Consider the following 26,319-nt stretch of genomic DNA (forward strand, 5'->3'; position numbering starts at 1 on the left):
CCCCTCGCTGACGGCTCCTGCCTTCCTTACGTGACCAGACCGCGCTGATCCTCCATTCCCATGGAAACCAGCATCGGCTGGTCGTCCTGAATTGATTTGAACGATGATTTTCCGTCCAGCCCCCGCCAGTTCGCCAGGATCAGGGATTGCGCGACCGCCCCGCCCAGCGTCGCGCCAGGCCCGGTGAGAATGAACAGATCCGGGGCGAATTCGCGGGCTGCAATGGTGATGGCGCGGGTAAAGTCGTAGGTGTTTGTCACCTGCTGACCCAGCGTGTAATTGTAAAGCGCGCTCAGATTTGACGCTTCTGGCCACCAGATTGCTCCGCGACCATCGATCAACGGCAAGTCTGGCTGCTGAAACAGATCGGGCGACAGCACCGCCCGCCCACGCGCGGCTACTGGCCTTTGAAGATGGCTGTGAAAGGCAGCATGATTGCCCAACCGCATGGGAAAGCGTCCTTGCGTCGGTTCAACCGCGTCCTCAAATGCTTGCAGACCAGCATTGTTGCCCGCCAGAACAAACATTCCCCCCAAATCGATAGAGAGCGTGAGGTCGTGATCCTTGCGCGCATCGATATCCGCGGCCAGTGCAAGAAGCGCCGCGCGACGTCCCGGTTGCGGCACCCAATCCTCATCGATCCAGGGATAGATCAACTGGCCGCCGATCAGCGCCTCTTGCATCAGCGTGCCCATTGTATTGGCGACCCGAAACCCGTCCTCGCTGGTCAGCGCACCGCCACAGGCCAATGCCGAATACCAGCCCATGGAATTCCCGGTGACGGCGACAACCTCGATGTCCTCGCGAGCAATCGACTGGAAATCACCAACCGTTGCGGCAAAGATCAGCGCAGAGGCATTGTCGCCACGGCTATGCTTTGCCAGCGAATACCGCGACGCCCCGTCAAGGGATGAGAGTGTGTCTTGCCCCGCTTGCTCACGCATTCGGTCAAAGGTTGCCAGCAAGCCCGGACCGGGGAAATGACGATACAGATAGCCCAACTCGGTTGCACTATAGGTGCCGCGCCCGGGGCAGATGACAACAGCGGTTTTCATGATTTATCTCCCGCCAGTTCGCAGGCCGCCTTCACGATCCCATCGGCCGAAGGCATCGTCGCCGCATAGGCAGGACCGGTGGGAATGAAACTGTCTTTGGCTGTGAGCCGAGCCAGCTTCGCTTCAGAAGTCTCATGAAAATGCGCCATCAACACTTCGGCAACGCCACCAGAATGGCGGGTTTCATCGACAACAAGAATGGATTTGCACCCTTTAACCGCCGCATCAAGCGCCTGTTTCGGAATGGGCGACAACCAGCGCAGGTCGACGAGGCGCGGATTGATTCCTGCCGCCTCGATCTGCGGCAGCGCCTGATTGCTGAGATATGCGCCATTGCCGAAGGTGACAATTGCCACGTCACGACCATCGCCCGTAATACCCACCTCGCCAAACGCGATCCGCTCGGTCGGGTCCGGATACCGTCGCATCCACGCCCCGTCCTTATCCGCATGCAGGTCACGCATCGGATAGAGCGCAATCGGCTCCAGAAACACCACCACCCGCTGTTCCTCACGGGCGAGACGCACGCATTCGCGCAGCATCATTGCGGCATCGGCACCATTTGAGGGCACGGCAAGGATCAGACCGGGAATATCGCGCAGCACTGCCAACGAATTGTCGTTGTGGAAATGCCCGCCAAAGCCTTTCTGGTAGCCAAGCCCGGCAATCCGCAACACCATCGGATTGGTGTATTGGCCGTTGGAAAAGAACGGTAAGGTCGCCGCTTCGCCCCGCAGCTGGTCTTCGGCATTGTGCAGATAGGCAAGGAACTGGATTTCGGGCATCGGGACAAACCCGTTCTGTGCCATACCGATCGCCAGACCGAGGATCGATTGCTCGTCCAGCAGCGTGTCGATCATCCGATCCGGGCCGAACCGGTCATAGAGCTTTTGCGTGACGCCATAGACACCGCCCTTGCGCCCGACATCCTCGCCCATCATGACGATCTCGCTATGTTCCAGCATCAGTTCGGTCAGCGCCCAGTTGATCAGACGCGACATGGGCTGAGGTTCATCCATCGCTCGCATGTCCGAGCCGAACGCGTTGGCGCGCGCCTCGACATTGGGACCATTGCTTGGCTTGCAGTCGCGCGTCGGCGGAATCAGGCTCGCCATGACCTCTTGCGCCGTTTCCAGATGCGGACGCGTGACGATCTCATCGGCGATACGCTCAACGCGCGCCTGAGCGCCTGTATAGACCTTAAGGGCGCGATCCGGACGCATGGCGCCAGACTCAGACAAGAGCCGCACCGAGTGCAAAAGTGGATCATTGGCCTCATCCGCTTCGACCTCGGCCTTGGGCAGGTATGCGGTGGCCACATCGGCACCCGCATGGCCATAGAGACGCACAGTACGGATATGCAGGAACGCCGGTTTTCTGCACCGCCGCACGTAATCCGCCGCCGCCTGAGCAGTCGCGTAGGTGTCGAATATGTCGAGCCCGTCGCAGGTGAAATACTTTAGTCCCGGCCGCTGCGCGAAGGTGGCTCCGATCCAGCCGCGCGGAGTCTTGGTGGAAATCCCAATCCCGTTGTCTTCGCAACAGAACAACAGTGGCAATGGCACGGATTGGTAAGACGTCCACTGAGCGGTATTGAATGCCCCCTGCGCTGTGGAATGATTGGCCGAGGCATCGCCAAAACTGCAAAAGATGATCGCATCATCCGGCAGGCTTGTATGATCGGGACGATGACGCCGCGCCGCGCCGATGGAATAGGCCGCGCCGACCGCTTTTGGCAGATGGCTGGCAATCGTCGATGTCTGAGGCGGGATATTCAACGCCTTTGATCCCAGCACCTTGTGACGGCCCCCAGAGATCGGATCCTCGGACGAACAGGCGAAACTGAGAAGCATGTCCCACGTCGTAGATTGGCCGGGCACCTGCTCGCCGCGCTGGATTTGAAAGGCCGCATCGCGATAGTGCAGAAACGCCATGTCAGTGGGCCGCAGGGCAGCAGCAACAGCGGCCATACCCTCGTGGCCCGACGAACCAATGGTGTAAAATCCCTGCCGTTTGGCCTGCATCGCACGGCTTTTGAGGTCGAGAGCCCGGCTCAGGCATCCGGAACGATAGATCGACACCGCCAGCGCCGCGCCCAACGGGCCGGCGGGTTCCGCCCCTGAAGGCAGGTCATTTGCGGCAACCCGGCGCAGGAAATTGTCGTGGACGATAGTTGTACGATCCATGCTTCAGTTTGCTTTCGGTAAGGAGATCGGGTGCTGATAGTCGATGTTCGCGAACGCATAAGCGGCACCAGCGCCAGAGCCTGCACGCTTCAAACAGATTGATGCCGCGTCGTGGTACGCCTGTCGGATCTTCATCGCATCACCCACCTGTTGTGCACTAAGAGAACGAGTATCAGTTTACGAATCCAGCGAAAATCAATAAATCCTCACACTCATTGGAGGAAAACTCACATGATTGCCCCGCGGCGTTTCCTGCCTTCGATCAATTCATTGCTGGCTCTTGAAGCCGTTCAACGACTTGGCACAGCCACGGCCGCAGCAAACGAATTGTCGCTGACCCATTCCGCCGTCAGCCGGCAACTCAAGGTGCTGGAAGACCAGATTGGCGTTTCGTTATTCATCCGGCAGGGGAAAGGCTTGCGCCTGTCGCCAGCGGGAGAGGCCTATGCGCGTTCGGTGCGTGACTGTCTGAACGATCTTGCGCGGGCGAGTCTCAAGGTCAAGACGAGCGGGACGCGCTCCAACGTTAACCTCGCGATTCTACCGGCGTTTGGAATGTACTGGCTCAGCCCGCGGCTCACGGCGTTCATAGCGGCCTATCCCGAGATTCTGGTCAATCAGAGCACCCGCATCCAGCCCTTTGATTTCGAAACCGAAGACTTTGACGCGGCGATTCATTTCGGGACGCAGGATTGGCGAGGGGTGAATTACCTGCCGCTTCTGAAAGAACGTGTGATCGCAGTCTGCGCGCCCGGATTTGCAGACACCCTCCCGATGTCGCCTGAACGCTTGCTGGAACAACCCCTGCTGCATCTGGAGAGCCGACCCGGCGCCTGGGAAGACTGGTTCAAGGCGCATGGGCTTGAGGCTGATCGCCTTCGCGGGATGCTGTTTGACCAGTTTACAAACATGGCAGAGGCCACGGCGGCCGGGACCGGGGTATCGCTGTTGCCGGAATTCCTTGCCACGCGCGAAATCCAGCGCGGGCGTCTCGTTCCGGCCAGTCAGGGGGTTTTTGATGTTGTCGGCACCTATTATCTCGTCTGGCCCAAGCATGGCCCGCAGAGCACTCCGCTGACGTTGTTCTTGCAGTGGCTGGCGACGTTGTAACTGAGCAGCAACCCGACGACCGAAATTGCGCATTAGCCGTTATCGCCCGCATCTGGCGCGCCGAGACCACGGGAAATGGTGTTGGCGGCATCACGAACCAGCGCTCCGATCTCTGCTATGCGCTCTGACGCCATGCGGTGGGTTGGGCCGGAAACTGATATCCCCGCGACTGCTTCGCCATAGAGGTTGACGATTGGTGCAGCGACGCAGCGCATTCCGACTGTGCGCTCTTCATCGTCATAGGCATAACCCTGATCCCGGATGAGTGCCAACTCTTGGCGCAGTGCCTCGGGCGTCGTTATGGTCTTGTCCGTAAAGCTATCTTGCCGGCAAGTTCTGAAATAGCGATTCAGCTGATCTTCGCCATGCCGCGACAAGAGCGCCTTGCCAATGCCCGAGGCATGTATGGGCGACAGGGTTCCCGGCGGGAAAAAGGCGCGAATGGACTCGTTTGTCTCGACTTGTGAAACGAACATGACCTCTCCCTGGCGCTCAATTCCGAGGTTGGACGTCTCTCCGGTTGCCTGCATCAGGTCGTGCATGACCGGGCGGCTGCGCTCTGCAACGCTGCTTCGGCGCAGAAAGGCCGAACCGAGCCGAAAGGCCATTGGCCCGACATGCCAGGCCTGTGCAGCCGGGTCCATTTCCACAAAGGCGCGCGCCTCAAGCGTGGCAAGCACCCGGTAGATCGTAGCAGGCGATTGGCCCAAATCAGTTGCAATCTCGGTCAATGTCAGACCCTTGGAGGCAGCCAACCGGTCGAGCACTTCAAGCGCCCGATCCAGAGACTGGATGGTGGTTTGCGCCGCATTTCCCGAGAATGATTTCGGGCGTCCACGTTTGCGGGGATTCTCTTGCATCGGACCTGCCTTTTGACCGTTCAGGATACCTTCAGTATATTTTTGAAAATCCATTCCGGCCAGTGAAAAATTCAACGCACTGATTTTTCGTGGTAATTTTAGAAAGTTCTGATTATGAAATATATTTTCAAAAAAATTTTCAACCCGATGCTGGTCAGCTATGGTCCGGCCAACCGCCATAGAAGGGAACCGCCATGAGCTTTCAGAACCCCGTTTTCATTCCCGGCCCGACCAACATGCCCGAGGCCCTGCGAAAAGCCTGTGATCTGCCGACAATCGACCATCGTTCGCCGATGTTCGGAGATATCCTTCACCCCTGCATTGATGGCGTCCGCAAGGTCTTGCGTTCGGACGACGCCGATGTCTTCTTCTTTCCGTCCACCGGTACAGGCGGCTGGGAAACTGCGCTGACCAATACGTTGTCGGCAGGCGACGGTGTTCTGTCTGCACGCAACGGCATGTTCAGCCAACGCTGGATCGACATGTGCCAGCGTCACGGGCTGAACGTCACGATTGTCGAAACCCCATGGGGCGAGGGCCTGCCCGCCGATCGATACGAAGACATCCTGCGAGCGGATACCAACCACGACATCAAGGCAGTCCTTGCAACACACAACGAAACCGCGACCGGTGTGAAATCGGACATCGCCGCCGTGCGCCGTGCGTTGGATGCCACCAACCACCCGGCCCTTCTGTTTGTCGATGGTGTCAGTTCGATCGCTTCGATGGACTTCCGCTTTGACGAGTGGAGCGTGGACGTCGCCGTGACCGGCAGCCAAAAGGGCTTTATGCTGCCCGCCGGTCTCGCCATCGTCGGATTCAGCCCAAAGGCAATGGCGGCAATCGAAACCGCCACCCTGCCCCGCACCTTCTTTGATGTACGCGATATGGCCAAAGGCTATGCGAACAACGGGTTTCCTTACACACCGCCTGTCGGTCTGATGAACGGCCTGAAACTGTCACTGGATATGTTGCTCGGCGAAGGCCTTGATAACGTTCACGCCCGTCATCGCCGCATTGCCGAAGGTGTACGACTGGCGACCCGGGCCTGGGGTCTGGACCTTTGCGCAGCGTCGCCCGATCTTTATTCCGATACCGTATCCGCCATCCGGACGCCCGAAGGGTTCGACGCCACCGAAATCGTGACCCGTGCCGCCAGCGAATACGGCATGGCCTTTGGTGTTGGTCTTGGTGAGGTCGCAGGCAAGGTTTTCCGCATTGGCCACCTGGGCAGCCTGACGGATGCTATGATGCTTTCGGGACTCGGAGTTGCCGAGATGGTCATGGTCGACCTGGGTCTGAACATCAAACTCGGTTCGGGCGTGGCTGCGGCACAGGAACATTACCGCCATGGCTCCGGCACCGCCCATCGGGCCGCGGCGTGATGAAGGATGCATCTGACATGTATATCCCGACGATTGAAGATATGCTGGCGGCACACGAGCGGATCAAACCGCATATCCGCCGCACCCCGGTCCGCAGTTCGGATTTTCTGAATGAACTGACCGGCGCGCAATTGTTCTTAAAATGCGAGAACTTTCAGGAACCCGGCGCCTTCAAGGTGCGCGGGGCCAGCAACGCGGTTTTTGGTCTCGATGACGCGCAGGCAAAAAAGGGCGTGGCCACCCATTCCTCCGGCAACCATGCCTCTTGTCTCAGCTATGCGGCGATGAAACGCGGCATTCCCTGCCACGTCGTCATGCCCCGTACCGCGCCACAGGCCAAAAAGGACACGGTGCGCCGCTATGGCGGCAAGATCACCGAATGCGAACCGTCCACATCGTCACGCGAAGCCACCTTTGCCGAAGTACAGGCCAAAACCGGGGGCGATTTCGTGCACCCCTATAACGACCCGCGCGTGATCGCAGGGCAAGGCACCTGTTCACGCGAGTTCATCGAACAGACCGACGGGCTTGATGCAGTTGTTGCGCCGATTGGTGGCGGCGGCATGATTTCGGGCACCTGTCTGACGCTGTCCAATCTGGCGCCGGAAACGCAGGTGATCGCGGCGGAACCGGAACAGGCCGATGACGCCTACCGCAGTTTCAAGGCAGGCCACATCATTGCCGATGATGCACCCAAGACCATCGCCGATGGCCTGCTGGTGCCGCTCAAGGATCTGACCTGGCATTTCGTGAGCAACCACGTATCCGATATTTATACCGCGTCCGAGCAAGAGATCATCGACGCAATGAAGCTCACATGGAAGCACCTGCGGATCGTGATGGAACCGTCCAGCGCGGTGCCGCTCGCAACCATTCTCAAAAACCCCAACGCGTTTCGTGGCAAGCGCGTGGGCGTGATCGTGACAGGCGGCAATGTCGATCTCGACAAACTGCCGTGGATGAACCTCTGATTTTGGAGACAGACAATGAACGCACCGACAAATTTCAACGATCTCGAGGTTGGCTTTGACGTGCCGGCCCTGCCCGGTATGGACGCGGCCGATATCCAGACCCCTTGTCTGGTTCTCGACCTCGACGCACTGGAATACAACGTCAAGAAAATGGGCGACTATGCCCGCGAGCACGGGATGCGCCACCGCGTGCATGGCAAGATGCACAAATCCGTAGATGTCGCCAAGCTTCAGGAAAGCCTTGGCGGCGCGGTTGGCGTCTGCTGTCAAAAGGTATCCGAGGCCGAAGTGTTCGCCCGTGGCGGCATCAAGGACGTCTTGGTATCCAACCAGGTCCGTGACCCGGCGAAAATCGACCGCTTGGCGCGGTTGCCTAAGCTGGGTGCGCGGACCATCGTCTGTGTCGATGACGTAACCAACGTGGCTGATCTGTCAGCGGCGGCACAAAAACACGGCACGGAAATCGAAACCCTCGTGGAAATCGACTGTGGCGCCGGACGCTGCGGCGTGACAACCACACCCGCCGTGGTCAAGATCGCCAAGGCCGTAGAGGCCGCGCCGAACCTCAAGTTTACCGGCATTCAGGCCTATCAGGGCGCGATGCAGCATCTGGACAGCTATGAGGCCCGCAAGGAGAAGCTCGACATCGCCATAAACATGGTCAAGGAAGCGGTCGCAGGCCTCAAATCCGAAGGCATCGCATGCGAACTGGTTTCCGGTGGCGGCACTGGCAGCTATTACTTTGAGTCCAATTCCGGGGTCTATAACGAACTGCAATGCGGCTCTTATGCCTTCATGGACGCGGATTATGGCCGCATCCTCGACAAGGACGGCAACCGCATCGACCAGGGCGAATGGAAAAATGCGTTTTTCATCCTGACCCAGGTGATGAGTCACGCCAAGGCGGACAAGGCGATCTGTGACGCAGGCCTCAAGGCGCAATCGGTCGACAGCGGCCTGCCGTTCATCTTTGGCCGGGACGACGTGGAATACATCAAATGTTCAGATGAACATGGCGTCATCTCCGACCCAGATGGCGTTCTCAAGGTGGGCGAAAAGCTGCGCCTAGTGCCCGGCCATTGCGACCCGACCGCGAACGTTCACGACTGGTATGTCGGCGTTCGGGGCGGCAAGGTCGAAACCCTTTGGCCGGTTTCGGCACGCGGCAAGGCCTACTGAAGCCATCACGGTTACCTCCCCTGTGGCGGGGTTCGGCACATCTCCGTCCCCGCCGCTTTTTTCAGACTAATGAAGGTATCGAAATGATTATCGTTCCCGAGCGTGAAATCGCAGACCTGATGACCCGCGACGCGGCCTTTGACGCGGTCGAGCAGGTCTTTGCCGCCATGGCGTCGCGCGACGCCTATAACTTTCCGGTCGTGCGCGAAGCGATTGGCCATGTTGATGCGCTCTATGGCTTTAAGGGCGGATTTGACCGCGCGGGTATGACACTCGGGCTCAAAGCGGGGGGGTACTGGCCCAACAATCTGGACCAGCATAAGATCATCAACCACCAATCCACCGTGTTCCTGTTTGATCCGGACACCGGCAAGGCCAGCGCAATGGTCGGTGGCAACCTATTGACCGCACTGCGTACCGCCGCCGCGTCCTCAGTCGCCATCAAGCATCTGGCCCGCAAGGACGCAAAGGTGATTGGAATGATCGGTGCCGGCCATCAGGCGACGTTCCAATTGCGCGCAGCACTTGAACAACGTGACTTCGAAAAGGTCATCGGCTGGAATTTTCACCCAGAGATGCTGCCGAATATCGAAAAGGTCGCCACCGAAGCCGGTTTGCCGTTTGAAGCGGTCGAACTGGATGGCATGACCGAAGCGGATGTCATCATTTCGATCACGTCCGCCTTTGCGCCGTCACTCATGGCCGATCACGTCGCGCCCGGCACCCACATCGCCTGCATGGGGACCGACACCAGGGGCAAGCAAGAGGTCGAAACCGCCCTTTTGACCCGCGCGACCGTGTTCACGGATGAAATCGCCCAATCGATCAGCATTGGCGAAGCGCAACATGCGATTGCCGATGGCAGCCTGACGGAACAGGACATTAATGAGATCGGTGCGGTCATCAACGGCACCCATCCCGGTCGACGCGCGGCGGAAGAAATCACGCTGTTTGACGGCACCGGAGTCGGGTTGCAGGACCTCGCGGTTGCCTCAGCCGTGGTAAAGCTGGCCGTCGAAAAGGGCATCGCCATCGAGGTCGATTTCTAAGGACACTGGAAACTATACGATCGGCTCAATGCGTTTCAGACCAAACGCATTGCGCCGCGATATTTTGGCTAGCTGGCGACTTCTCCGGTCAGTTCCACTACAATCCGCTCGATCCGGGTCAGCCAGTCTCCCTTTTGCGCATCCACATCCGCCATCATCGCCTTGATGAAACAGATCTGGTCGCGCATTGATGCCGTTTGGCGGAATGATCCACCCCTGCGCCACGCCCGATCAAGACATATGCGGATTTCGGTCTCGGCCTTGCTGTCGGCACAGTTTGGATCCAGCAGTCCACGCAGCACGTCTGTTTGCGGTCGCACGATGCCATTCCAGAAACTTGGCTCTGTGCGGTCTTGAACAACGCTTTCCGCAGCAAGTCGGTCCAGCCAAACCGCTGTTGAGTTTGCTGTGTGATGCGTATTGTCAGCGTCCAACGCGCTCAGGATCACCAAACCGGTCAACCAATTGACTCCGGCATAAAGATTGATCCGGTCCGGATCGCTTGTCAGCGATGTGTGCAGGGCAGTATGGTAGCTCTCCGTCATCCGTTTCAGCGTCTTGACCCGCGATGCGCCCGTTTCCGACAAAGCCTGACATTTGAGCGCAGCACCCCGCAGACAAAGCCGATAGGCCGACGGGCCGCCGCCGGCCAGCAGATCAAGCTGATCATAGCTCTTCAGCGCGTCCTTGACCGCCGTCCGCACCAGCCGGGCCGCCGCAGTCTGTTCTTTGCGGGTTTTGCAGGCCTGCCAGTTGCGACAAGCCTGCCTTACGCCGAGATCCACAAGCCGATGCTTTGCGCCCAACGACCCATGCCGGCCCGTTGCCCGCATGGCTTTGTCAAGATAACCAATGGCCGTTTCAAAGGCGTTGAGCCGCGAATAGGCCTTGCCCATCTCGGCGCACCACGCGCCATCCTTCTCCCAGTCCGGCTTAACACTAAGTTCGATATCGACCAGTTGCGCCATCAGCGACGCGCGGCCCTGTCGGGTCGATCCGGCCTTTTCCGAGATGTTTTGCGCCGCCTTGGTGGCCTGTGCTGCGGAATAATAGCGGGTCTGTGAGGCATCCCCGGTATCAGCGGTGATGTCACGGAACCGATAATCGGGATCACCATAACACTGATACGCCCCCCAGGTGTTGGTCTTGGGAAAGGCCTGAAAAACCTGCTCGCGGGCGAGGTGGACAGACTTGCCAAACGTATGCCCGGCCAGCATCGCCGTATAGAAACTGCGTGCAAACTGCTTTGCCGCACCGTCATCCACCTCCCAGCCGGCGGCGATGACGGCACGTACACCACGCTCGATAAAGGCGACCGACAGGCTGGCAGCAATCTCGTTCACCTCGGTGCCCACATGACCGATGTGACAGCAGTTCATGAACACAAATTCGGGCACATACCGCATCTGTTTGATTTCCGAGACCGTCAGATACAGGTCTTTGCCCAGAACCATGCCCGTGCGATCGTGGTTGTCGGATTCATAGACGCCGTGGCCTGCCAGATGAACCAGCTTAGCGGGGCTGAGGATCATTTCCTTGATCACCTCAAACCCATTCTCGGGCTGATCCAGATGTCTTGTCTTCCAGTCTGCCTTGCTCAGCAGAGTGTTGACGATCTCTGCTTCTTCGCGCGCGCCGACGAGCGCGGGCAGATCGCTGACCGGATCGCCAACCACCAGCGCGCTCAACTCGCTGGGGCGCGGCACTTTCGGCCCCGATGTGATCAGCCGCCGGATAACCGGTGCTCGTACCACCAGCGGGCCGGTGTCGCGCGAGGGTCCTTCATGTTCCGCCGGTCTGACCCCGGTAAACTCGTAGCGCTTGAAATCGTCCTCCATTAATTCCCACGGATAGGCGGCCGTCGTCTTGTCGAGGATCAGCATGATGTTTTCGTTGTTCTTGGCGAATGTCTTGAGATCGCCCGGAATGAGCAGTTCAAACAACAATCTGCCGACATCCCGATCAACAGCAGTGCCGCTCTTTCGTTGGATCAGCAGCTGTTGCAACACCCGTGGCTGATAGGCTGACGTCTTGAAATCGGCACGGGCGTTTTCGCTGATCGCCGTAAAGCTCAGGCCGAGGTTGGCGGACTCTTCCGCATCACTCTTGTTGTCGTCGCTTTGCACCGTAATGCGCTGCCACCAATCCCGCTGCATGCCATAATGGGTGCGCACGCGGGCATCGCGGACCATGCGGATTTCACCATCAAAGGCAAACATGTTGCCCATGCGCCCCATCGACTGCACGTAGTCCAGCGCGCTTGCCGCCTGAAACGCGGTGTCATCGAACAGCTCTACGAATTCCAGATGCTCGATCGGTGTGTCGCCAAGTGCTTCGTTGGCCTCGGCTGCCGCCTGCAGAATGGCCTCAACACTTTGCTGTACCGTAATGTTCGCCCCCCGGTGGCCGATCAGCAAGGTGGACAAGCCGAGCGGACCAGCAGGCGCGTTTCGGACAGGCGACTGCTCCTTGCGCCGCTCGCGGGTCACCAATCCATAGCGCAGAACGGCCTGCCGGAACGTATCTTTCAACGCACCGGGCGTAAGCGAGCCATAGGTGCCAAGCCCCACGACAACCGCGCCCTGTGGCGCACGATCTTCGCGCAGGATCACCTCGCAGGTTTCGATGTCGCCGGGATAGAGATCAAGATTGCGGACATTTGTCAGCGTGTGATCAAGGCATTCATCCAGCGCTTTCTCGGCCCCCATCATCGGGTCGTCAATGTGGTGGCCAACGGCAACCGGATAGCTCGCGAACCGCAGGTTTCCGTGCAAGACCGAAACCTTGGTTGGCCGCGCCTGTTTGGCAATCGCATCCGGCGTTCGGCTGCTGCCGCCCATGAAGTCGTCGAGAATTTCCTGCTCGTCCGGGAACAGTTCAATCGGCGCTTCCAGAACTCTGGTCGGGGTGGCCACCCCGGCTCGGCTGACGCTGGGCTTGTGTTGGGAAAGACGTGCGGTGGTGCCGGTCTGCAAAAGGTCGAGATAGGCAGGAAACGCGTCGCGTGATCGGGGCAGATCACCATGTATTGCACGTACATACCAGGTCGGAATCCCCTCGGGGATGCCCGTGGCCCATGTCACTGTGCCGTCGCCCTCCGGCGTTGCAAAGAACTGGATACGATCCTTGCCACTGGCGGTCGGATCCAGACGGACCGAGGATATGGTGTTTTCTGTCCCCAAACCGGCCACATAACAGGTCAGGTCCGGATCAAGTTGATGTGCGGCCAGCGCCTTGTGACCTGTACGGGCAACCTTGAGAGCGGCCTTGGCAGGCTTTACCCAATCAGTGCCGTGCAATGTATGGAGTTGCTCCCAGAAATCATCGCTCAGATAGCGACCGTCATCATCACTTGGCAGCAACTGCAACGCGCCGTGCATGCCCGCGACGATCCGCAGAAGTTCGGGCATATCGTGTTTGAAATCGACCATTTCCAGCTTTTTGATGGCGCTGTCGCGCCCCAACAGCGTGTACATCATCGAAAACGCGCCGCCATTGGGCGTGCCGAGCATCACGAACCGGCTGTCCCGGCGTTGTTTGATCCGGGTCCACAGATCCGGGCGCGCCTGAAACATTGCGCGCACGACGAGGCCCCCCATCGAATGTGCCATAAATCTGATCGGTTGCGGCGTCCGGTTCAGCTCTGCCTCGACAAGGGCTGCCAGTTTGCGCGCGGCCTCGGCATGACCCTGCTCCAAGATCGACAGCCGCCAGTCATAGTCGAACGACACAACCTTGTGCGTGCGCGAGAGATAGCGGCAGAGGTCCCAGTAATAGCTTCTGACCGGATTGGTCGACCGAACGTCGGCGCTGTTGATACTGATCCGGTCCAGTCCGCCAAATGCGATCTGCAGCGGATTGGTCCAGATCCAGTCCTTGTCCTGTGACAAATGGCTGCCCATGACACCCGGCAAAACGAAACAGACCGGATCATTGGCATCTCCTCGCGATTCCAGTTCGGGAAAGCGTTCTTCGGGAGGCATTTCACCTGACAGGACCCCGCGCGAACTGGGCAGAACAAGAAAGCTGCCGTCATCCTCGATCGCGGCGCCAATGATTTCACGGCGCGAGTCTGCGTTGTAGAAATAGCTGAAATGGGACACTTCGGGTCCCTTGAGCAGAAACGGTTTTACCAGCGATGCGCGCGGCCCGCCTCGCGTCATCGATGCGGTATCGACCACAAAATCATGATCCGCCCGAAAGAACAGATCCGCCGCGAAAACGCCGAGCCGCCGCAACACACCGGACCCTTCGGTATCGCCGCCAATAACACGCAGCCCGTTGGTGTAGGTCACGTCTGGTCTGTTGAGCATCCGGGTCAACGGGCTGGTCGGCATCATCGCTTCAAGCCCCGGAAGGGTCTTTGGGTCGGCCTTGGTCCGAATGAACGCCAGCATGAAGGACTTCAGCAGGTCAGCAGCGCCCGTGCGCCGCAGAACCGGAATCAATTCGAACACGTTCAACGCGATGGACAGGTACCGATCCAGCCGTTCCGATGCGAGAGTCGTACCCGCCAGTGGTCCGGCAACCCGAACAATGCGATTTACTTTGGGCTTCTTGGTGGCCAGCGCTTTGTCGAGCGCCTCAAGCTCCTTCAACTGCGCAGTCCTGTTCGGGAACAGCTTGAAAATCGCCTTGTCCGTGCCGTCAATCGCGCCGTTCTTGGCGATGTCTTCGCGTGCCGCGCGGCTGATCAATTCGCAAACCATACCCCCGCGTGAATGGGACATCAGGCTGATTTGCGCCCCTTTTGGCAACGCGTCGAGCAGGTCAATCGCATTCTTGACCGGGCTTTCGGTGACCGATGCATGCTCTAGCGCATAGATGCCGCCGGGATAGGCAGCCTCCAGCGGCTGCCAGACTTCTTCGCCCGGCGCGACGGCCAATTCACCAAAGCTGCCCTGCGTGCTGGAAAAGGTGCCGTGCACCATGATCAGAATCTTCTGATCGGTCGGGATATCCGTCGATTTCACCGTCTTGAGATCAATCGTTCCAAGGCCGTTCACCACCTTGCGCTCGCACCGGTAGAAACCGGGATTTATTGAGTCCTCGATCTTGCGGGCGAGCGCCAAAGCCGACAGTTTGCCCGCCTGACCCACCGGATCTGCGCGTAACAACCGAACAGCGCGCACCAGATATTTGCCGACACCGCGGCTTTGCCCGTCCTGACCGGTAAAGACCAGTTCACGTGGGATCGCGAGCGCGGCGTCCCCACCTGAACGACTCGCGGTCGACTGAAAATCGGCAGAGGCGGATTCGACCGATTGCCAGAGCCTCAGCCCGTCTTCAAACTCGATTTCCATGATGTCGGTTGCTTCGGTGCCGGATACGGCAAAGGCATCCGCGCCGTCCTCACCTCCGCGCCCTTGGCTGACATGCCCTGCTGCGATGACCTTGCCGGTCATCACGCCTGAAAGGTGTTCGGGCCAGATAACTTCTTCCTGAGATACGGTAACGCGCTGCCCTGGCAGAAAAATCTTTGACATAATGGTCCTCCTCGTCGGCCCGTGAACATCGGGCGCGGGAAATTTGCAAATCAATGAGTAACTCTACTCATGGTGGAGAGTTTGCGTCAAACGTCGCCGCCATAGGGCGCAGCATCCTGGGCCATACCGAAACAGGATGCGCGGTGAATCATAACGCCAAAACAGCGACTTGCCCCTGCGCCGCCCAAGCGGATTTGCGAGCCCCGACTGACCTTGCCGGTTCCAGCATTGCATTTAAATGACTAATGTTCTTGGGAGACCGATTCGTACGCGGCACGGTTGCACTCAAAAGAAGGATCATCCCTCATGCCTCAAGCCGCCTCTTTCCGGTCATGTCTTATGGTTCTGTGTTTGCCGGTCTTGCTTCTGAGTCACGCTGCAAATGCGCAGGAACAAGCCGCTTCGCCCAAGGTTTCGATCGCGGCGGCCTATTCGAAAGAAATCATCGAAGAGGCGTCATTCATCGGTGAAGGCGAGGCGATTGACCAAGTCGACATCGTTGCGCGTGTCAGCGGTTTTGTTGAAACGATTGAGGTCGAAAATGGCGCCCTCGTCGCAAAAGATGACATCCTGTTTCAGATCGAACCCGACAGCTACGCTGCGACCCTTGCCTCGCGAAAGGCCGATCTTGCCAAGGCGCAGGCTGATCTTGAGCTCGCCGGGATCGAATACGAACGAAAGAAGGAACTGCTCGCACGTGGGTCGGCACCGGAATCCGAACGCGATATCGCCCGCGCCAACGAACTGGGGGCCGAGGCAACGGTGCAAGCCGCAGAGGCCGCGATACGACAAGCCGAGCTCGAGCTAAGCTATACAGAAATTCGCGCGCCGTTTTCGGGCCGTTTGGGCCGCTTGTCTGTCAGCGAAGGCGAACTTGTCAGCCCTTCGACACCGTCGCTGGTCACGCTGGTACGCGAAGCGCCGATCTACGTGCGGTTTTCTCTGAGCGAGAAACAACTCGCAAATGTCTTGGAAGAACTTGAAATCAGCGCGGGCGAACTAACGTCAGGAGACCAAAGCCCGGCGGTTCATGCCACCCTGCCCAACGGGACGACGCTTGATTCCGTGGGCAAGGTTGTGTTCGTCGACAACCGGATCTCGCCAACGACAGGGACAATTGCGCTGCTCGCCGAGTTTGAAAACGAGAACAAACAGATCATCGACGGTGCCTTTTTGCAGGTTCGGATCGAAGCGCCGCAACCAACGCTGAGGTTGCTGATCCCACAGGCCGCGCTGCAACGTGATCAGCGTGGTGATTTCGTGCTCGTCGTGAATTCCCAGCAGATGGTCGAACAGCGTTATATCGAAACCGGGGATCAGGTTGGGCCGGAAATCATTGTCAACGAGGGGCTCCAAGACGGGGAGAGCGTGATTGTCGAAGGCCTGCAACGGGTGCGCCCCGGCGTTCAGGTCGACGCCATTCTTGCCGGTCAGCAGGAAGGGTAACGCACCGTGTTTTCAGCGATCTTCATCGACCGGCCTAAGATGGCCATGGTTATCTCGCTCGTCCTGACCATCATGGGCGGGATCGGGTATTTCGTCCTGCCCGTGGAACAGTTTCCGGACATCACGCCTCCGGTTGTCAGTGTCAGTGCCACCTATACAGGCGCCAACTCTGAAACCGTCGAAAGCACGGTGGCCGCGCCCATCGAAGAGCAGGTGAACGGTGTAGATGACATGATTTACATGTCGTCAGACAGTTCTGACACCGGGTCCTATTCCTTGTCAGTGACATTCGAAGTGGGAACGGATGCTGATATCGCGTCCGTCAACGTTCAGAACCGCGTTGCCCAGGCCACTGCGAGCCTGCCGTCAGAGGTAACGGCAACCGGAGTTGTCACTCAGAAATCATCGACCAACATGCTGCTGGTTGCGGTGCTGACCTCACCGGAAGGCACCTATGACGAGGTCTTTCTATCCAACTATGCCTCGATCAATCTCAAAGACGCGCTGGCGCGGGTGCAGGGGGTCGGCAAGGCCGAGGTCCTGACCGATTTCAAGTATGCGATGCGCATGTGGATGGATCCCGATCAAATGGCCAGCCTGGGGATCACCCCCGGCGATCTGATCGCAGCGATCCGCGAACAGAACCTCGAGGTCTCTGCCGGTCAGATCGGCGCGCCTCCGGTGCCCGAAGGGCAACAATTTCAATATACGATCAAGTCCAAGGGCCGGCTGACGTCAGTGCAGGAGTTCGAAAACATCGTGGTGCGGACCGGCGAAGCCGGGAGCATCGTGCACATGCGCGACGTGGCAAAGGTCGAATTGGGCGCAAGCTATTACAACGCGTCCGGGAGATATAACGGCGACGCGGCCACGGTTCTCGCGATCTATCAGGCTCCGGGCGCAAATGCCCTCGCCGTGTCTGAGAACGTGCTCGCCGAACTCGAGCGGTTGTCGCTGAGTTTTCCGAATGATGTCGACTACGAAGTGCCTTTCAACAGCACGAAGTTCGTAGAGCAATCCCTGAATGATGTGGTTTCCACGCTCGTGCTGACCTTTGTGTTGGTGATGTCGGTGGTTTTCATCTTTCTGGGCAACATTCGCGCCACGATCATCCCGGCGGTGGCAATCCCAGTTTCGTTGATTGGAACCTTTGCGTTCCTGTTGCTCTTTGGGATGTCCCTGAACACGATTTCACTTTTTGCGCTGGTTCTGGCGATTGGCATCGTGGTCGATGACGCAATTGTCGTGGTCGAAAACGTCGAACGTCTGATTGCGGATGAGGGCCTCAGTCCACGAGAGGCGACCCGCAAGGCCATGGGGCAGATTACGGGCCCAGTCATCGCAACAACACTGGTCCTGCTGGCCGTGTTTATCCCTGTGACCTTCATGCCGGGGATCACCGGGCGCCTCTATTCGCAATTTGCGGTCACAATTTCCATGGCGGTTGTCATTTCATCGGTAAACGCGCTGACCCTGTCACCGGCGCTCTGCGCGATGGTTCTGCGGCCGCGTTCCGGTCCTCCGAAAGGAGTCCTGAAAAAGTTCGAACAAGGGATCGACGCCACGCGCGGTGGCTATGTCGGGATCGTGCGGCGATTGGTGCGGGTTCCGCTGATCGGACTGGCAATTCTCGTAGCATTGATCGTCGGAGCCGGAGGTTTCATGAAATCCCTGCCAGCCGGCTTCCTCCCGCTTGAGGACAACGGTTATCTCTTTGTTGATGTTCAGCTGCCCGATGCTGCGGCCCTGCAACGCACCGAGCAGGTAACAGAACGCGTCAACACGCAGATCTCGGGGCTGCCGGGTGTCGCCAATACGGTGCTGGTCAACGGGTACAGCCTGTTGAGCGGGTCCGGATCAAACGGGGCGATGATTATCGTCAACCTTACCCCATGGGACGAACGGACCGAGCCCGAGTTGAGCGCGAACAGCATATTGCAAGAAATTCTGGGCGTCGCGTTCCAAGAGGCCAGCGCCAGCGTCATCGCGTTCAACCCGCCGCCGATCCCCGGTCTCGGGATGAGCGCGGGCGTCGAGATGAAGGTACAGCAGACCGGGGGTGGCACGGCACAGGACCTGTCGGCCGCACTTGGGTCGCTGGTATATGCGGCGAACCAGAGACCCGAGATCGCACAGGCCTATACCACGTTCCGCGCCAACGTCCCCAAAGTGTTTGTCGATCTGGATCGGGAAAAGGCCAAATCCCTGAACGTGCCGGTGAGCGAGGTCTTTCAGACGTTGCAGGCCTATATGGGATCCTACTATGTGAACGACTTCAACCTGTTTGGCCGGGTCTATCAGGTGATGATACAGGCCGATGGCAGCTATCGCGACAAGATCGACGACATCCAAGCATTGTATGCCCGTTCGACCACGGGCGAGATGGTTCCGCTGGGAACGCTTCTGGATGTTGAAAGCGTGCTGGGGCCCATTCTGTTGAATCGCTACAACATGTTTCGTTCGGCAACAGTGACGGCGGTCGAAGCGCCGGGCCTGTCGACCGGTGATGCAATCCGCGTTCTGCAGGAAGAGGCCGAGACCGCCCTGCCACCCGGTTTCTCTTATGAATGGACCGGAACCGCGCAGCAGCAATTGTCATCTGCCGGCATGGTGGTTGTCATTCTCGCGATGGCGGTTGTCTTCGGATATCTGTTCCTTGTGGCGCAGTACGAAAGCTGGACAATGCCGGTCGGGATCCTCTTGTCGGTGACGGTTGCGCTGTTCGGCGCGCTTGCTGCGGTCGCCGCGGTTGGCAGTGACGTCAACCTCTATACCCAGATCGGGATGATCATGCTGATTGGCCTGGCGTCCAAAAACGCGATTCTGATTGTCGAGTTTGCGATGGAAAGACGTGCCGCCGGGATGAGCACGGCTGAGGCCGCGCTGGACGCCGCCCAGCAACGCTTCCGTGCGGTGATGATGACAGCCCTCTCGTTCCTGCTCGGCGTGGTGCCACTCATGGCGGCATCCGGTGCCGGAGCTGCGAGCCAGAAGGCTATTGGCTACGCAGTTTTCGGAGGCATGCTGGCCGCAACCGTTATTGGCGTCATTCTAGTGCCTGTTCTCTATGTCATCATGCAAAACCTGCGCGAGTTCGTGAAAGGCCTTGGAGGGAAAAAGGCAGAGTCCTGAGTGCTGGCCCCGGCTCTGCCCGAATTCCCGAACAAGTTTACCTGTTAGCATACCCTTAACGCATCGCCTGTTATCCCGGTTCTGGGTGAGAAAAAGGTGGTGGAGATGAGTGCGCAGACAAATGTCGCGCCGGTCATCATCAAACGGAAAAAGGTCATAGCCGGAGGCGGCCACCATGGTGGTGCCTGGAAGGTCGCTTACGCGGACTTCGTAACGGCGATGATGGCGTTTTTCATGTTGATGTGGCTGCTGAACGCGACGACGGAAAAACAACGCAAAGGGCTTGCGGATTACTTTGCGCCGACGATCCCGATTAATCGGGTCTCGGGGGGTGGTGATGGTGCCTTTGGCGGATCAAACATGTTCTCGGAAATGGATCTGCCGCAGGACGGCACAGGGGCGGTAAACCGATACCCCGACGATGCCCGCCAGTCCAAAGGTACTGTCGGTGTCGCCGAGGATGGGGACGACGCTGCAAACCACGAACAGTTCAAGGTGATCGACGACGCCCTGATGGGCCGCGGCGGCGAGAGCCTGATCAGCGACGAGGCACGCAAACATATAGTGACACGTGTGACCGACGAAGGCCTGATCATCGAGATTTTCGCTCTGGACAATGCCCCCTTGTTTGACGAAGGCAGCGACAGGCCGACGCAGATGTTTCGCGACATTACCCATATGATTTCCAGAATCGCAGGTTTGGTCACCAACGATTTGGCCATCAACGGCCATATTCGTGCCCATCCCGTCGTTCTGGCCAACAGCCCGGTTTGGGAGCTATCGACCGCACGCGCCGATCGCACGCGCACCTTGCTGCAAGCGGCAGGAACGGATGCGGACCGCCTTCAGCGGGTCTCGGGACACGCGGATCGCAAGCCAGCCGTCGACAATCGGATGGCGAACCGGAACAACCGTGTCGAAGTAATCTTGCTACGGAACGGATCGCAGTGATTTAGAGCGGATTTTACCTGTTAGCGCGATGTTAAGTCGGCGCGCGTAGCTGTTGCCTCATCAGAGATTGATGCAGCAGAAAGGCGCGCTTATGACCATTTCCTCTTCGCTTAACGCGGGAATCGCGGGGCTATCCGCGAACTCTACCCGACTGGCGTCGATTTCCGACAACATCGCCAACTCATCGACCTACGGCTACAAGCGGGTCGAATCAGATTTCCATTCGATGGTCATCTCCTCGTCAGGCGGCTCCTACTCCGCAGGCGGCGTCCGGGCCACGACCCAACGCATGATCGATGAACAGGGTCCTCTGGTTTCCACCTCCAACTCGACCGATCTGGCGGTACGCGGGCGCGGGATGCTGCCCGTTGCGTCCTATGCCGACGTGAACAGTGGCGATGGTGATCAGACCATGATGCTGACCACAACCGGCTCGTTTCGCGCAGACAAACAAGGTTATCTGACATCGGAATCCGGGCTGGTCCTGCTGGGTTGGCCGGCGTCGCCGGACGGTACGATCCCCAGCTATCCGAGGGACACCCCCGATGGTCTGGAGCCAGTTCAACTGCTGGTCAACGAGGTGACGGGCGAACCAACGACGAGCATAGACGTCAGCCTGAACCTGCCAGCAACCGACACCAACGCCGCTTCGGACGGCACGGTGCAGTCGGTTTCTATCGAATATTTTGACAATACCGGCACATCCGAGAGCCTTTCCATCACCATGACGCCAACAGTACCGGCTGCTGGTGACTCAAATGAATGGACCATGGTGCTTCGAGATACCGCATCAGACAACGCAGTGATCGGGGAATATGTCCTGACCTTTGACGATTCCCGCGCCAACGGCGGTACACTGGCTTCAGTTGCGACTACGTCAGGTGGCGCATATGATCCAACCACCGGCAGTTTGATCGTCAATGTAGACGGTGGCCCGATCGAAATCACCATCGGTGGACCTGGACTTGAGGGTGGACTTTCACAACTGTCAGATACATTTGCGCCCATCTCGATTGAGAAAGACGGATTTCCCGTCGGCAACATGACCGGCGTAGAAATCGATTCAAATGGCATCGTACGCGCACAGTTCGACAATGGCGCGGCGCGGACTATCTTTCAGATTCCACTGGTGGATATGCCCAATCCCAATGGCATGATTTCGCTGGATCAGCAGACCTACATGCCATCTCCGGATAGTGGATTGTACTTCATGTGGGACGCGGGGGACGGTCCGACGGGTGAGATTGTCGCGTATGCGCGCGAAGAATCTACGACCGATGTGGCGAGCGAACTCACATCAATGATCCGGACCCAGCGCGCTTATTCCTCGAATGCCAAGGTCATCCAGACAGTCGACGAAATGCTTCAGGAAACCACCAATATCAAACGCTGACAGACTGGTTAAGGCGCAACTGAAGCACAGAAACAGGAGCCGCAGACATGAGTATTTCATCAGCGCTGAACAGTGCGCTGTCGGGCCTCACGGCCGCGAGCCGCGCATCGGGGATCGTCTCGGACAACCTCGCAAACGTCATGACGCCCGGCTATGCACGCCGTTCTCTGGAGCTTTCGTCCGCTGCAGAAACCGGGCCAGGGGTCCAGGTCGTCGGCGTGCATCGTCATAGCGATCCGGTCATCCTGTCAGACCGTCGCAGCGCGGATGCCGAGCAGGGCAATGCACAGGTATTGTCCGATTTCTACTCCCGACTGGAATCGCTGGTCGGGACGGGAACGGATACAAGTTCTCTCAGCATGCGGCTCGCAGAGTTCGAAAGCAGCCTGATCACAGCCGCCAGCAGCCCGGAGTCGACACAACGGCTGGATGCGGTTTCGTATGCGGCAAATGACGTGGTTACCGCAATCAATGACGCAGCCGAAGGGTTGCGGAGCATGCGAACCCAAGCGGATACATCGATTGGAACACAGGTCGAACAGCTCAACCAAACACTGGGCAATGTGCAAAAACTCAATGCCCGGATCACGTCGACCCTCTCGACCGGGGGGGATATCTCGGCCTTGCAGGACCAGCGCCAATCGCTTTTGGACCAAATCAACACGATCATCCCGATCAACGTGGTCGAGCGGGACTACGGTCAAATTGCGCTTTATACGGATGGTGGTGCGATCCTGATCGACGGGCCTGCAGCCGAACTCGGTTTCTCGCCAGCCAGCGATACGGTCCCCGAAATGACTTTGTCGGGTGGCGGTCTGTCCGGGCTCACGATCAATGGCATCTCCGTCTCAGAACGCGCTATTGCTGGCGGAACGCTCGCGGCGAACTTTCAGATCAGGGATGACGCGGCCGTCTCGGCACAAGCTGAACTCGATGCAATGGCACAGGACCTGATCGAACGGTTCGAAACAGTCACGCTTGATCCAACGACGGCCGCCGGCGAACCCGGTCTCTTCACGGATGCAGGTTCGACGTTTGATCCGACAAACGAAACCGGTGTCGCCAACCGGCTTAGCCTGAATGATTTGGTCGATCCAACTGAAGGTGGCGAAAGCTGGCGACTGCGCGCTGGCCTCGGGGCTACCGATGCCGGAGAGAGTGGTGACGCCCGCCAGTTGCAGGCCTTTACAGCGATCCTGGAAGAAGGGCGCGCGACCGGAACATCCGTCTTTGGCACCGGACTGGCGAGCGCTGCAGACATTGTTTCCGATCTGACGTCTCGCGTTGCACTGAACAGTGACAGGGCCAACGGCATTCTTACCTTTGCGTCAGCCAACCAGACCGAGATGGCCCGGATCGAAGCCGCGCAGGGTGTCGATACAGACGCCGAGCTGCAGCAGTTGATGATTGTCGAACGGGCCTATGCGGCCAACGCGAAAATGATTCAGACAATCGACGAAATGATGGAAACGCTTCTGAGGCTTTGACAAATGAACATGACATCCATTGGTGACCTCGCGAATTCAATCATGCTTCGGCAACGAAGTGTGGAGCTTAGTCAGGAAATATCCAAGCTATCTCAGGAATTGAGCTCTGGTCAGGTATCCGACGTGTCCGACCGGTTAGGCGGCGACTATTCCTATCTGACGGATATCGACCGAAATCTTGCAAAGTTGGATGGCTACGCAATCGCGGCAAGCGAGGCGGCATTGTTTTCAAGTGCCGCGCAGACCAGCCTTGAGCGCCTCCATGACCTTTCGGCGTCTCTCAGCAGTTCCTTGATGACATTCGATGCAACCAGCACCGATGCATTGCGTGGGCATCTGGCAGAACGCGCCGAGGGAGATATCGCGTCTGTTATATCTGCATTAAACGCATCCGTCGGAGGCCGGAGCATGTTCGGCGGGACTGCAACGGACCGCCCGCCGCTCGAAAGTGCCGACACACTCATGACCGAACTCAGAACCCTGGTGACCGGACTGACCTCTGCAGGCGATGTCGAAACCGCTGTTGATGCCTGGTTCGCAGATCCTGCGGGCTTTGAAACCGTCATGTACGTTGGGTCAGATGATGTGCTTGCCCCTATACAGATTGGTGCCGGTGAGGAAGTATCATTGGCACTCACGGCGCAGGACCCGGTGTTTCGTGACACGCTGCGGGATATGGCGCTTGCGGCGCTGGCCGGCGATCCCGGTTTGGGGTTTGATCGGCCGACACAGGACGACCTGTTTCAATCGGCAAGCAATGGCATGCTTGCAAATCAGGATAGTTTGACCGGTGTGCGCGCAGACCTTGGCTTTGCCGAGGCTCGCATCGAGGAAATCTCGACGCGCAATACTGCCGCCCGCACCAGTCTCCAATATTCCAGATCAGCGTTGCTCGAAGCTGACCCGTTTGAAACCGCAACCAAGCTGGAAGAGGCACAGTTCCAGCTTGAGAGTCTCTACACCGTCACGGTGCGTTCCGCCAATCTCTCGCTGTTGAACTTCCTATCATGACTCTATTTCGAATATTGTTCCTGTGCTTGTTGCTGCCGATAACGGTGCAAGCCAATGCGATCCGGCTGAAGGATCTTGTTGAGTTTGATGGCGTTCGAGGTAACGATCTCGTCGGATATGGCTTGGTCGTCGGCTTGAACGGTACGGGCGACGGTCTGCGAAACTCGCCCTTCACCGAAGAAATCATGTCCAACATTCTTGAACGCCTGGGCGTCAACGTGACGGGTGAACAGCTTCGCCCCAAGAACGTGGCCGCCGTGATCGTGACCGCGAGTTTGCCGCCATTTGCACGTGTCGGGGGACAAATCGATGTGATGGTCTCTGCCATCGGCGATTCCGATAGCCTGCTCGGAGGCACTCTGATCATGACCCCGCTCAATGCCGCAGATGGGCAGATTTACGCCGTTGCTCAGGGGACCATTCTGGCGGGCGGTGCCGTCGCAGAAGGTGAGGCGGCGTCGGTAACACAGGGTGTTCCAACCGCCGGTGTCATTCCGTCAGGGGCACGGGTCGAACGCGAGATCGATTTTGATCTGTCGACGCTCTCAAGCATGCGCTTGGCCCTTCGCGAGCCGGATTTCACCACCGCCGGGCGTATCGAAACCGCCATCAACCGCGAATTTCGTCGGACGGTCGCGGTGATGCGAGACTCAGGAACAGTCGAACTGGACATCGCCGCAACACGCATGTCGTCTACCGCCCACGCTATTGGTCGGGTAGAAAACATTCTGGTCGAACCTCAGTTGAAAGCGCGTGTCGTTGTTGACCAACGGTCTGGAACCATCGTGATGGGCAGTGATGTTCGCCTATCGCGCGTTGCCGTTTCGCAAGGGAATCTCACGCTGCGCATCGAAGAAACGCCAGCCGTCGTGCAACCCAATCCGTTTGCTAATGGTGCAACTGTCGTGGTGCCACGCACCGGGGCGGCAATCGAGGACGACGAAGGCATTGCCCTCGCCGAAGTTCCCGAAGGAACGTCGCTGTCTGAGGTCGTCGCCGGGCTGAACGCATTAGGAGTATCGCCACGCGATATGATTGATATCCTGAAGAGTTTGAAAGCAGCAGGGGCGCTGCACGCAGAATTCGTTGTGCGCTGAGTGTGAATACGCAGCGCGCAGTTCTAATCGTTTTCATCACCGGGTCTGTCTAGCACCAGTTCTACGTCAAAACGACGCCCGCGATTGTAGGCGGACATAGTACGCGAATTCGACAAGCAGCCTACGAACCAAGAACGCTTATCGGCTTGAACAGTCAAAGCTCCGCGTCGCACCATAGAGAGTCGATTCCAGAAAGCGCTAATGCCTTTAGATCAATAGCTCTGCTTGGCGATGGTACGCCCGTTGTGGTGGGTGCGTCCCTCCGAGACGATCACAAAGAACAATGACAAGATCAGAGCGGAAAGTGTTCCCGTCAGGGAATAGCTCAAGGCGATAAGCATCGGCGAAGCACCGAGCAGCAGGGCGACCAAAGCGCCAAACGACCCCCCGATAGACCCCAGAATGATGAAACCGATGAACATCGCTCTTTCCTGGCATGATTCCAATCCACGCAAGATTGGCGCGCTCTACCTATAGGTGCATTGCCTGATGTGTTCAACCGGAAAACTTGCATGCGGACC

17 protein-coding genes are annotated in these 26,319 nt (G+C 58.4%); 12 read left to right on the plus strand and 5 right to left on the minus strand.

What is annotated here, in order from left to right:
* Nucleotides 1–26: 26 nt before the first annotated feature.
* Nucleotides 27–1,055 carry an ACP S-malonyltransferase gene (locus tag ABJO75_RS16410; protein ID WP_348127243.1) on the minus strand — a complete coding sequence of 343 codons (1,029 nt, stop codon included), beginning with the start codon at nucleotides 1,053–1,055 and terminating at the stop codon, nucleotides 27–29.
* Nucleotides 1,052–3,241 (minus strand): thiamine pyrophosphate-dependent enzyme, encoded by a 2,190-nt coding sequence (locus ABJO75_RS16415; protein ID WP_348127246.1) that lies wholly within the window; start codon nucleotides 3,239–3,241, stop codon nucleotides 1,052–1,054. Before ABJO75_RS16415 ends, ABJO75_RS16410 begins: the two co-directional genes overlap by 4 nt.
* A 231-nt stretch (nucleotides 3,242–3,472) precedes the next feature.
* Between ABJO75_RS16415 and ABJO75_RS16420 the strand changes: the two genes are divergently transcribed.
* Nucleotides 3,473–4,351, plus strand: a complete 879-nt coding sequence (locus tag ABJO75_RS16420; protein WP_348127250.1) for a LysR family transcriptional regulator — start codon at nucleotides 3,473–3,475, stop codon at nucleotides 4,349–4,351.
* Between the two features lie 32 nt (nucleotides 4,352–4,383).
* Here the strand turns inward: ABJO75_RS16420 and bhcR are convergent, their stop codons facing one another.
* Complete coding sequence (bhcR, locus tag ABJO75_RS16425) at nucleotides 4,384–5,211, minus strand: HTH-type transcriptional regulator BhcR (RefSeq protein WP_348127252.1); 828 nt, start codon at nucleotides 5,209–5,211, stop codon at nucleotides 4,384–4,386.
* A gap of 194 nt (nucleotides 5,212–5,405) precedes the next feature.
* Between bhcR and bhcA the strand changes: the two genes are divergently transcribed.
* From bhcA to bhcD, 4 genes are all read left to right on the plus strand, one after another.
* A complete protein-coding gene (gene bhcA, locus ABJO75_RS16430; protein ID WP_348127254.1) occupies nucleotides 5,406–6,596 on the plus strand; it encodes an L-aspartate--glyoxylate aminotransferase BhcA in 1,191 nt (396 codons plus the stop codon).
* On the plus strand, nucleotides 6,596–7,567 hold the full coding sequence (bhcB, locus tag ABJO75_RS16435) for a beta-hydroxyaspartate dehydratase BhcB (RefSeq protein WP_348127256.1): 972 nt from the start codon (nucleotides 6,596–6,598) through the stop codon (nucleotides 7,565–7,567). Before bhcA ends, bhcB begins: the two co-directional genes overlap by 1 nt.
* A gap of 15 nt (nucleotides 7,568–7,582) precedes the next feature.
* On the plus strand, nucleotides 7,583–8,746 hold the full coding sequence (bhcC, locus tag ABJO75_RS16440; RefSeq protein WP_348127259.1) for a 3-hydroxy-D-aspartate aldolase BhcC: 1,164 nt from the start codon (nucleotides 7,583–7,585) through the stop codon (nucleotides 8,744–8,746).
* 83 nt (nucleotides 8,747–8,829) lie between these two features.
* Nucleotides 8,830–9,795 carry an iminosuccinate reductase BhcD gene (gene bhcD, locus ABJO75_RS16445; protein ID WP_348127261.1) on the plus strand — a complete coding sequence of 322 codons (966 nt, stop codon included), beginning with the start codon at nucleotides 8,830–8,832 and terminating at the stop codon, nucleotides 9,793–9,795.
* A 68-nt stretch (nucleotides 9,796–9,863) separates the two neighbouring features.
* On the opposite strand, the gene ABJO75_RS16450 is transcribed toward bhcD, so the two are convergent.
* A complete protein-coding gene (locus ABJO75_RS16450) occupies nucleotides 9,864–15,281 on the minus strand; it encodes a CHAT domain-containing protein (RefSeq protein ID WP_348127263.1) in 5,418 nt (1,805 codons plus the stop codon).
* A gap of 306 nt (nucleotides 15,282–15,587) precedes the next feature.
* Between ABJO75_RS16450 and ABJO75_RS16455 the strand changes: the two genes are divergently transcribed.
* The 7 genes from ABJO75_RS16455 to ABJO75_RS16485 all read left to right on the plus strand — a co-directional run bounded on the left by ABJO75_RS16455 (nucleotide 15,588) and on the right by ABJO75_RS16485 (nucleotide 25,798).
* Nucleotides 15,588–16,727, plus strand: coding sequence for an efflux RND transporter periplasmic adaptor subunit (locus tag ABJO75_RS16455; protein ID WP_348127266.1), 1,140 nt, complete (start codon nucleotides 15,588–15,590; stop codon nucleotides 16,725–16,727).
* 6 nt (nucleotides 16,728–16,733) lie between these two features.
* Entirely contained in the window at nucleotides 16,734–19,859 is a 3,126-nt protein-coding gene (locus ABJO75_RS16460) for a multidrug efflux RND transporter permease subunit (RefSeq protein ID WP_348127269.1), read from the plus strand.
* Nucleotides 19,860–19,964: 105 nt separating this feature from the next.
* Complete coding sequence (locus ABJO75_RS16465) at nucleotides 19,965–20,810, plus strand: flagellar motor protein MotB (protein ID WP_348127272.1); 846 nt, start codon at nucleotides 19,965–19,967, stop codon at nucleotides 20,808–20,810.
* Nucleotides 20,811–20,901: 91 nt separating this feature from the next.
* Nucleotides 20,902–22,203: a flagellar hook-basal body complex protein gene (locus tag ABJO75_RS16470; protein ID WP_348127275.1), complete on the plus strand. Its 1,302-nt coding sequence runs from the start codon at nucleotides 20,902–20,904 to the stop codon at nucleotides 22,201–22,203.
* 47 nt (nucleotides 22,204–22,250) lie between these two features.
* Nucleotides 22,251–23,690, plus strand: coding sequence for a flagellar hook-associated protein FlgK (gene flgK / locus ABJO75_RS16475; protein WP_348127278.1), 1,440 nt, complete (start codon nucleotides 22,251–22,253; stop codon nucleotides 23,688–23,690).
* Nucleotides 23,691–23,813: 123 nt separating this feature from the next.
* Nucleotides 23,814–24,701: a flagellin gene (locus tag ABJO75_RS16480; RefSeq protein ID WP_348127281.1), complete on the plus strand. Its 888-nt coding sequence runs from the start codon at nucleotides 23,814–23,816 to the stop codon at nucleotides 24,699–24,701.
* On the plus strand, nucleotides 24,698–25,798 hold the full coding sequence (locus ABJO75_RS16485; RefSeq protein WP_348127283.1) for a flagellar basal body P-ring protein FlgI: 1,101 nt from the start codon (nucleotides 24,698–24,700) through the stop codon (nucleotides 25,796–25,798). Before ABJO75_RS16480 ends, ABJO75_RS16485 begins: the two co-directional genes overlap by 4 nt.
* A 212-nt stretch (nucleotides 25,799–26,010) precedes the next feature.
* Here the strand turns inward: ABJO75_RS16485 and ABJO75_RS16490 are convergent, their stop codons facing one another.
* Entirely contained in the window at nucleotides 26,011–26,220 is a 210-nt protein-coding gene (locus ABJO75_RS16490; RefSeq protein WP_348127285.1) for a hypothetical protein, read from the minus strand.
* Nucleotides 26,221–26,319: the final 99 nt, after the last annotated feature.

It is taken from the genome of Sedimentitalea sp., from assembly GCF_039973035.1.
Lineage (GTDB): Bacteria > Pseudomonadota > Alphaproteobacteria > Rhodobacterales > Rhodobacteraceae > Sedimentitalea.

Bases quoted from the DNA above. Each gene is read 5' to 3' on its own strand.
- ABJO75_RS16410 (WP_348127243.1), bottom strand. From the start codon at position 1,055: ATGAAAACCGCTGTTGTCATCTGCCCCGGGCGCGGCACCTATAGTGCA.
- ABJO75_RS16415 (WP_348127246.1), bottom strand. From the start codon at position 3,241: ATGGATCGTACAACTATCGTCCACGACAATTTCCTGCGCCGGGTTGCC.
- ABJO75_RS16420 (WP_348127250.1), top strand. From the start codon at position 3,473: ATGATTGCCCCGCGGCGTTTCCTGCCTTCGATCAATTCATTGCTGGCT.
- bhcR (WP_348127252.1), bottom strand. From the start codon at position 5,211: ATGCAAGAGAATCCCCGCAAACGTGGACGCCCGAAATCATTCTCGGGA.
- bhcA (WP_348127254.1), top strand. From the start codon at position 5,406: ATGAGCTTTCAGAACCCCGTTTTCATTCCCGGCCCGACCAACATGCCC.
- bhcB (WP_348127256.1), top strand. From the start codon at position 6,596: ATGAAGGATGCATCTGACATGTATATCCCGACGATTGAAGATATGCTG.
- bhcC (WP_348127259.1), top strand. From the start codon at position 7,583: ATGAACGCACCGACAAATTTCAACGATCTCGAGGTTGGCTTTGACGTG.
- bhcD (WP_348127261.1), top strand. From the start codon at position 8,830: ATGATTATCGTTCCCGAGCGTGAAATCGCAGACCTGATGACCCGCGAC.
- ABJO75_RS16450 (WP_348127263.1), bottom strand. From the start codon at position 15,281: ATGTCAAAGATTTTTCTGCCAGGGCAGCGCGTTACCGTATCTCAGGAA.
- ABJO75_RS16455 (WP_348127266.1), top strand. From the start codon at position 15,588: ATGCCTCAAGCCGCCTCTTTCCGGTCATGTCTTATGGTTCTGTGTTTG.
- ABJO75_RS16465 (WP_348127272.1), top strand. From the start codon at position 19,965: ATGAGTGCGCAGACAAATGTCGCGCCGGTCATCATCAAACGGAAAAAG.
- ABJO75_RS16470 (WP_348127275.1), top strand. From the start codon at position 20,902: ATGACCATTTCCTCTTCGCTTAACGCGGGAATCGCGGGGCTATCCGCG.
- flgK (WP_348127278.1), top strand. From the start codon at position 22,251: ATGAGTATTTCATCAGCGCTGAACAGTGCGCTGTCGGGCCTCACGGCC.
- ABJO75_RS16485 (WP_348127283.1), top strand. From the start codon at position 24,698: ATGACTCTATTTCGAATATTGTTCCTGTGCTTGTTGCTGCCGATAACG.
- ABJO75_RS16490 (WP_348127285.1), bottom strand. From the start codon at position 26,220: ATGTTCATCGGTTTCATCATTCTGGGGTCTATCGGGGGGTCGTTTGGC.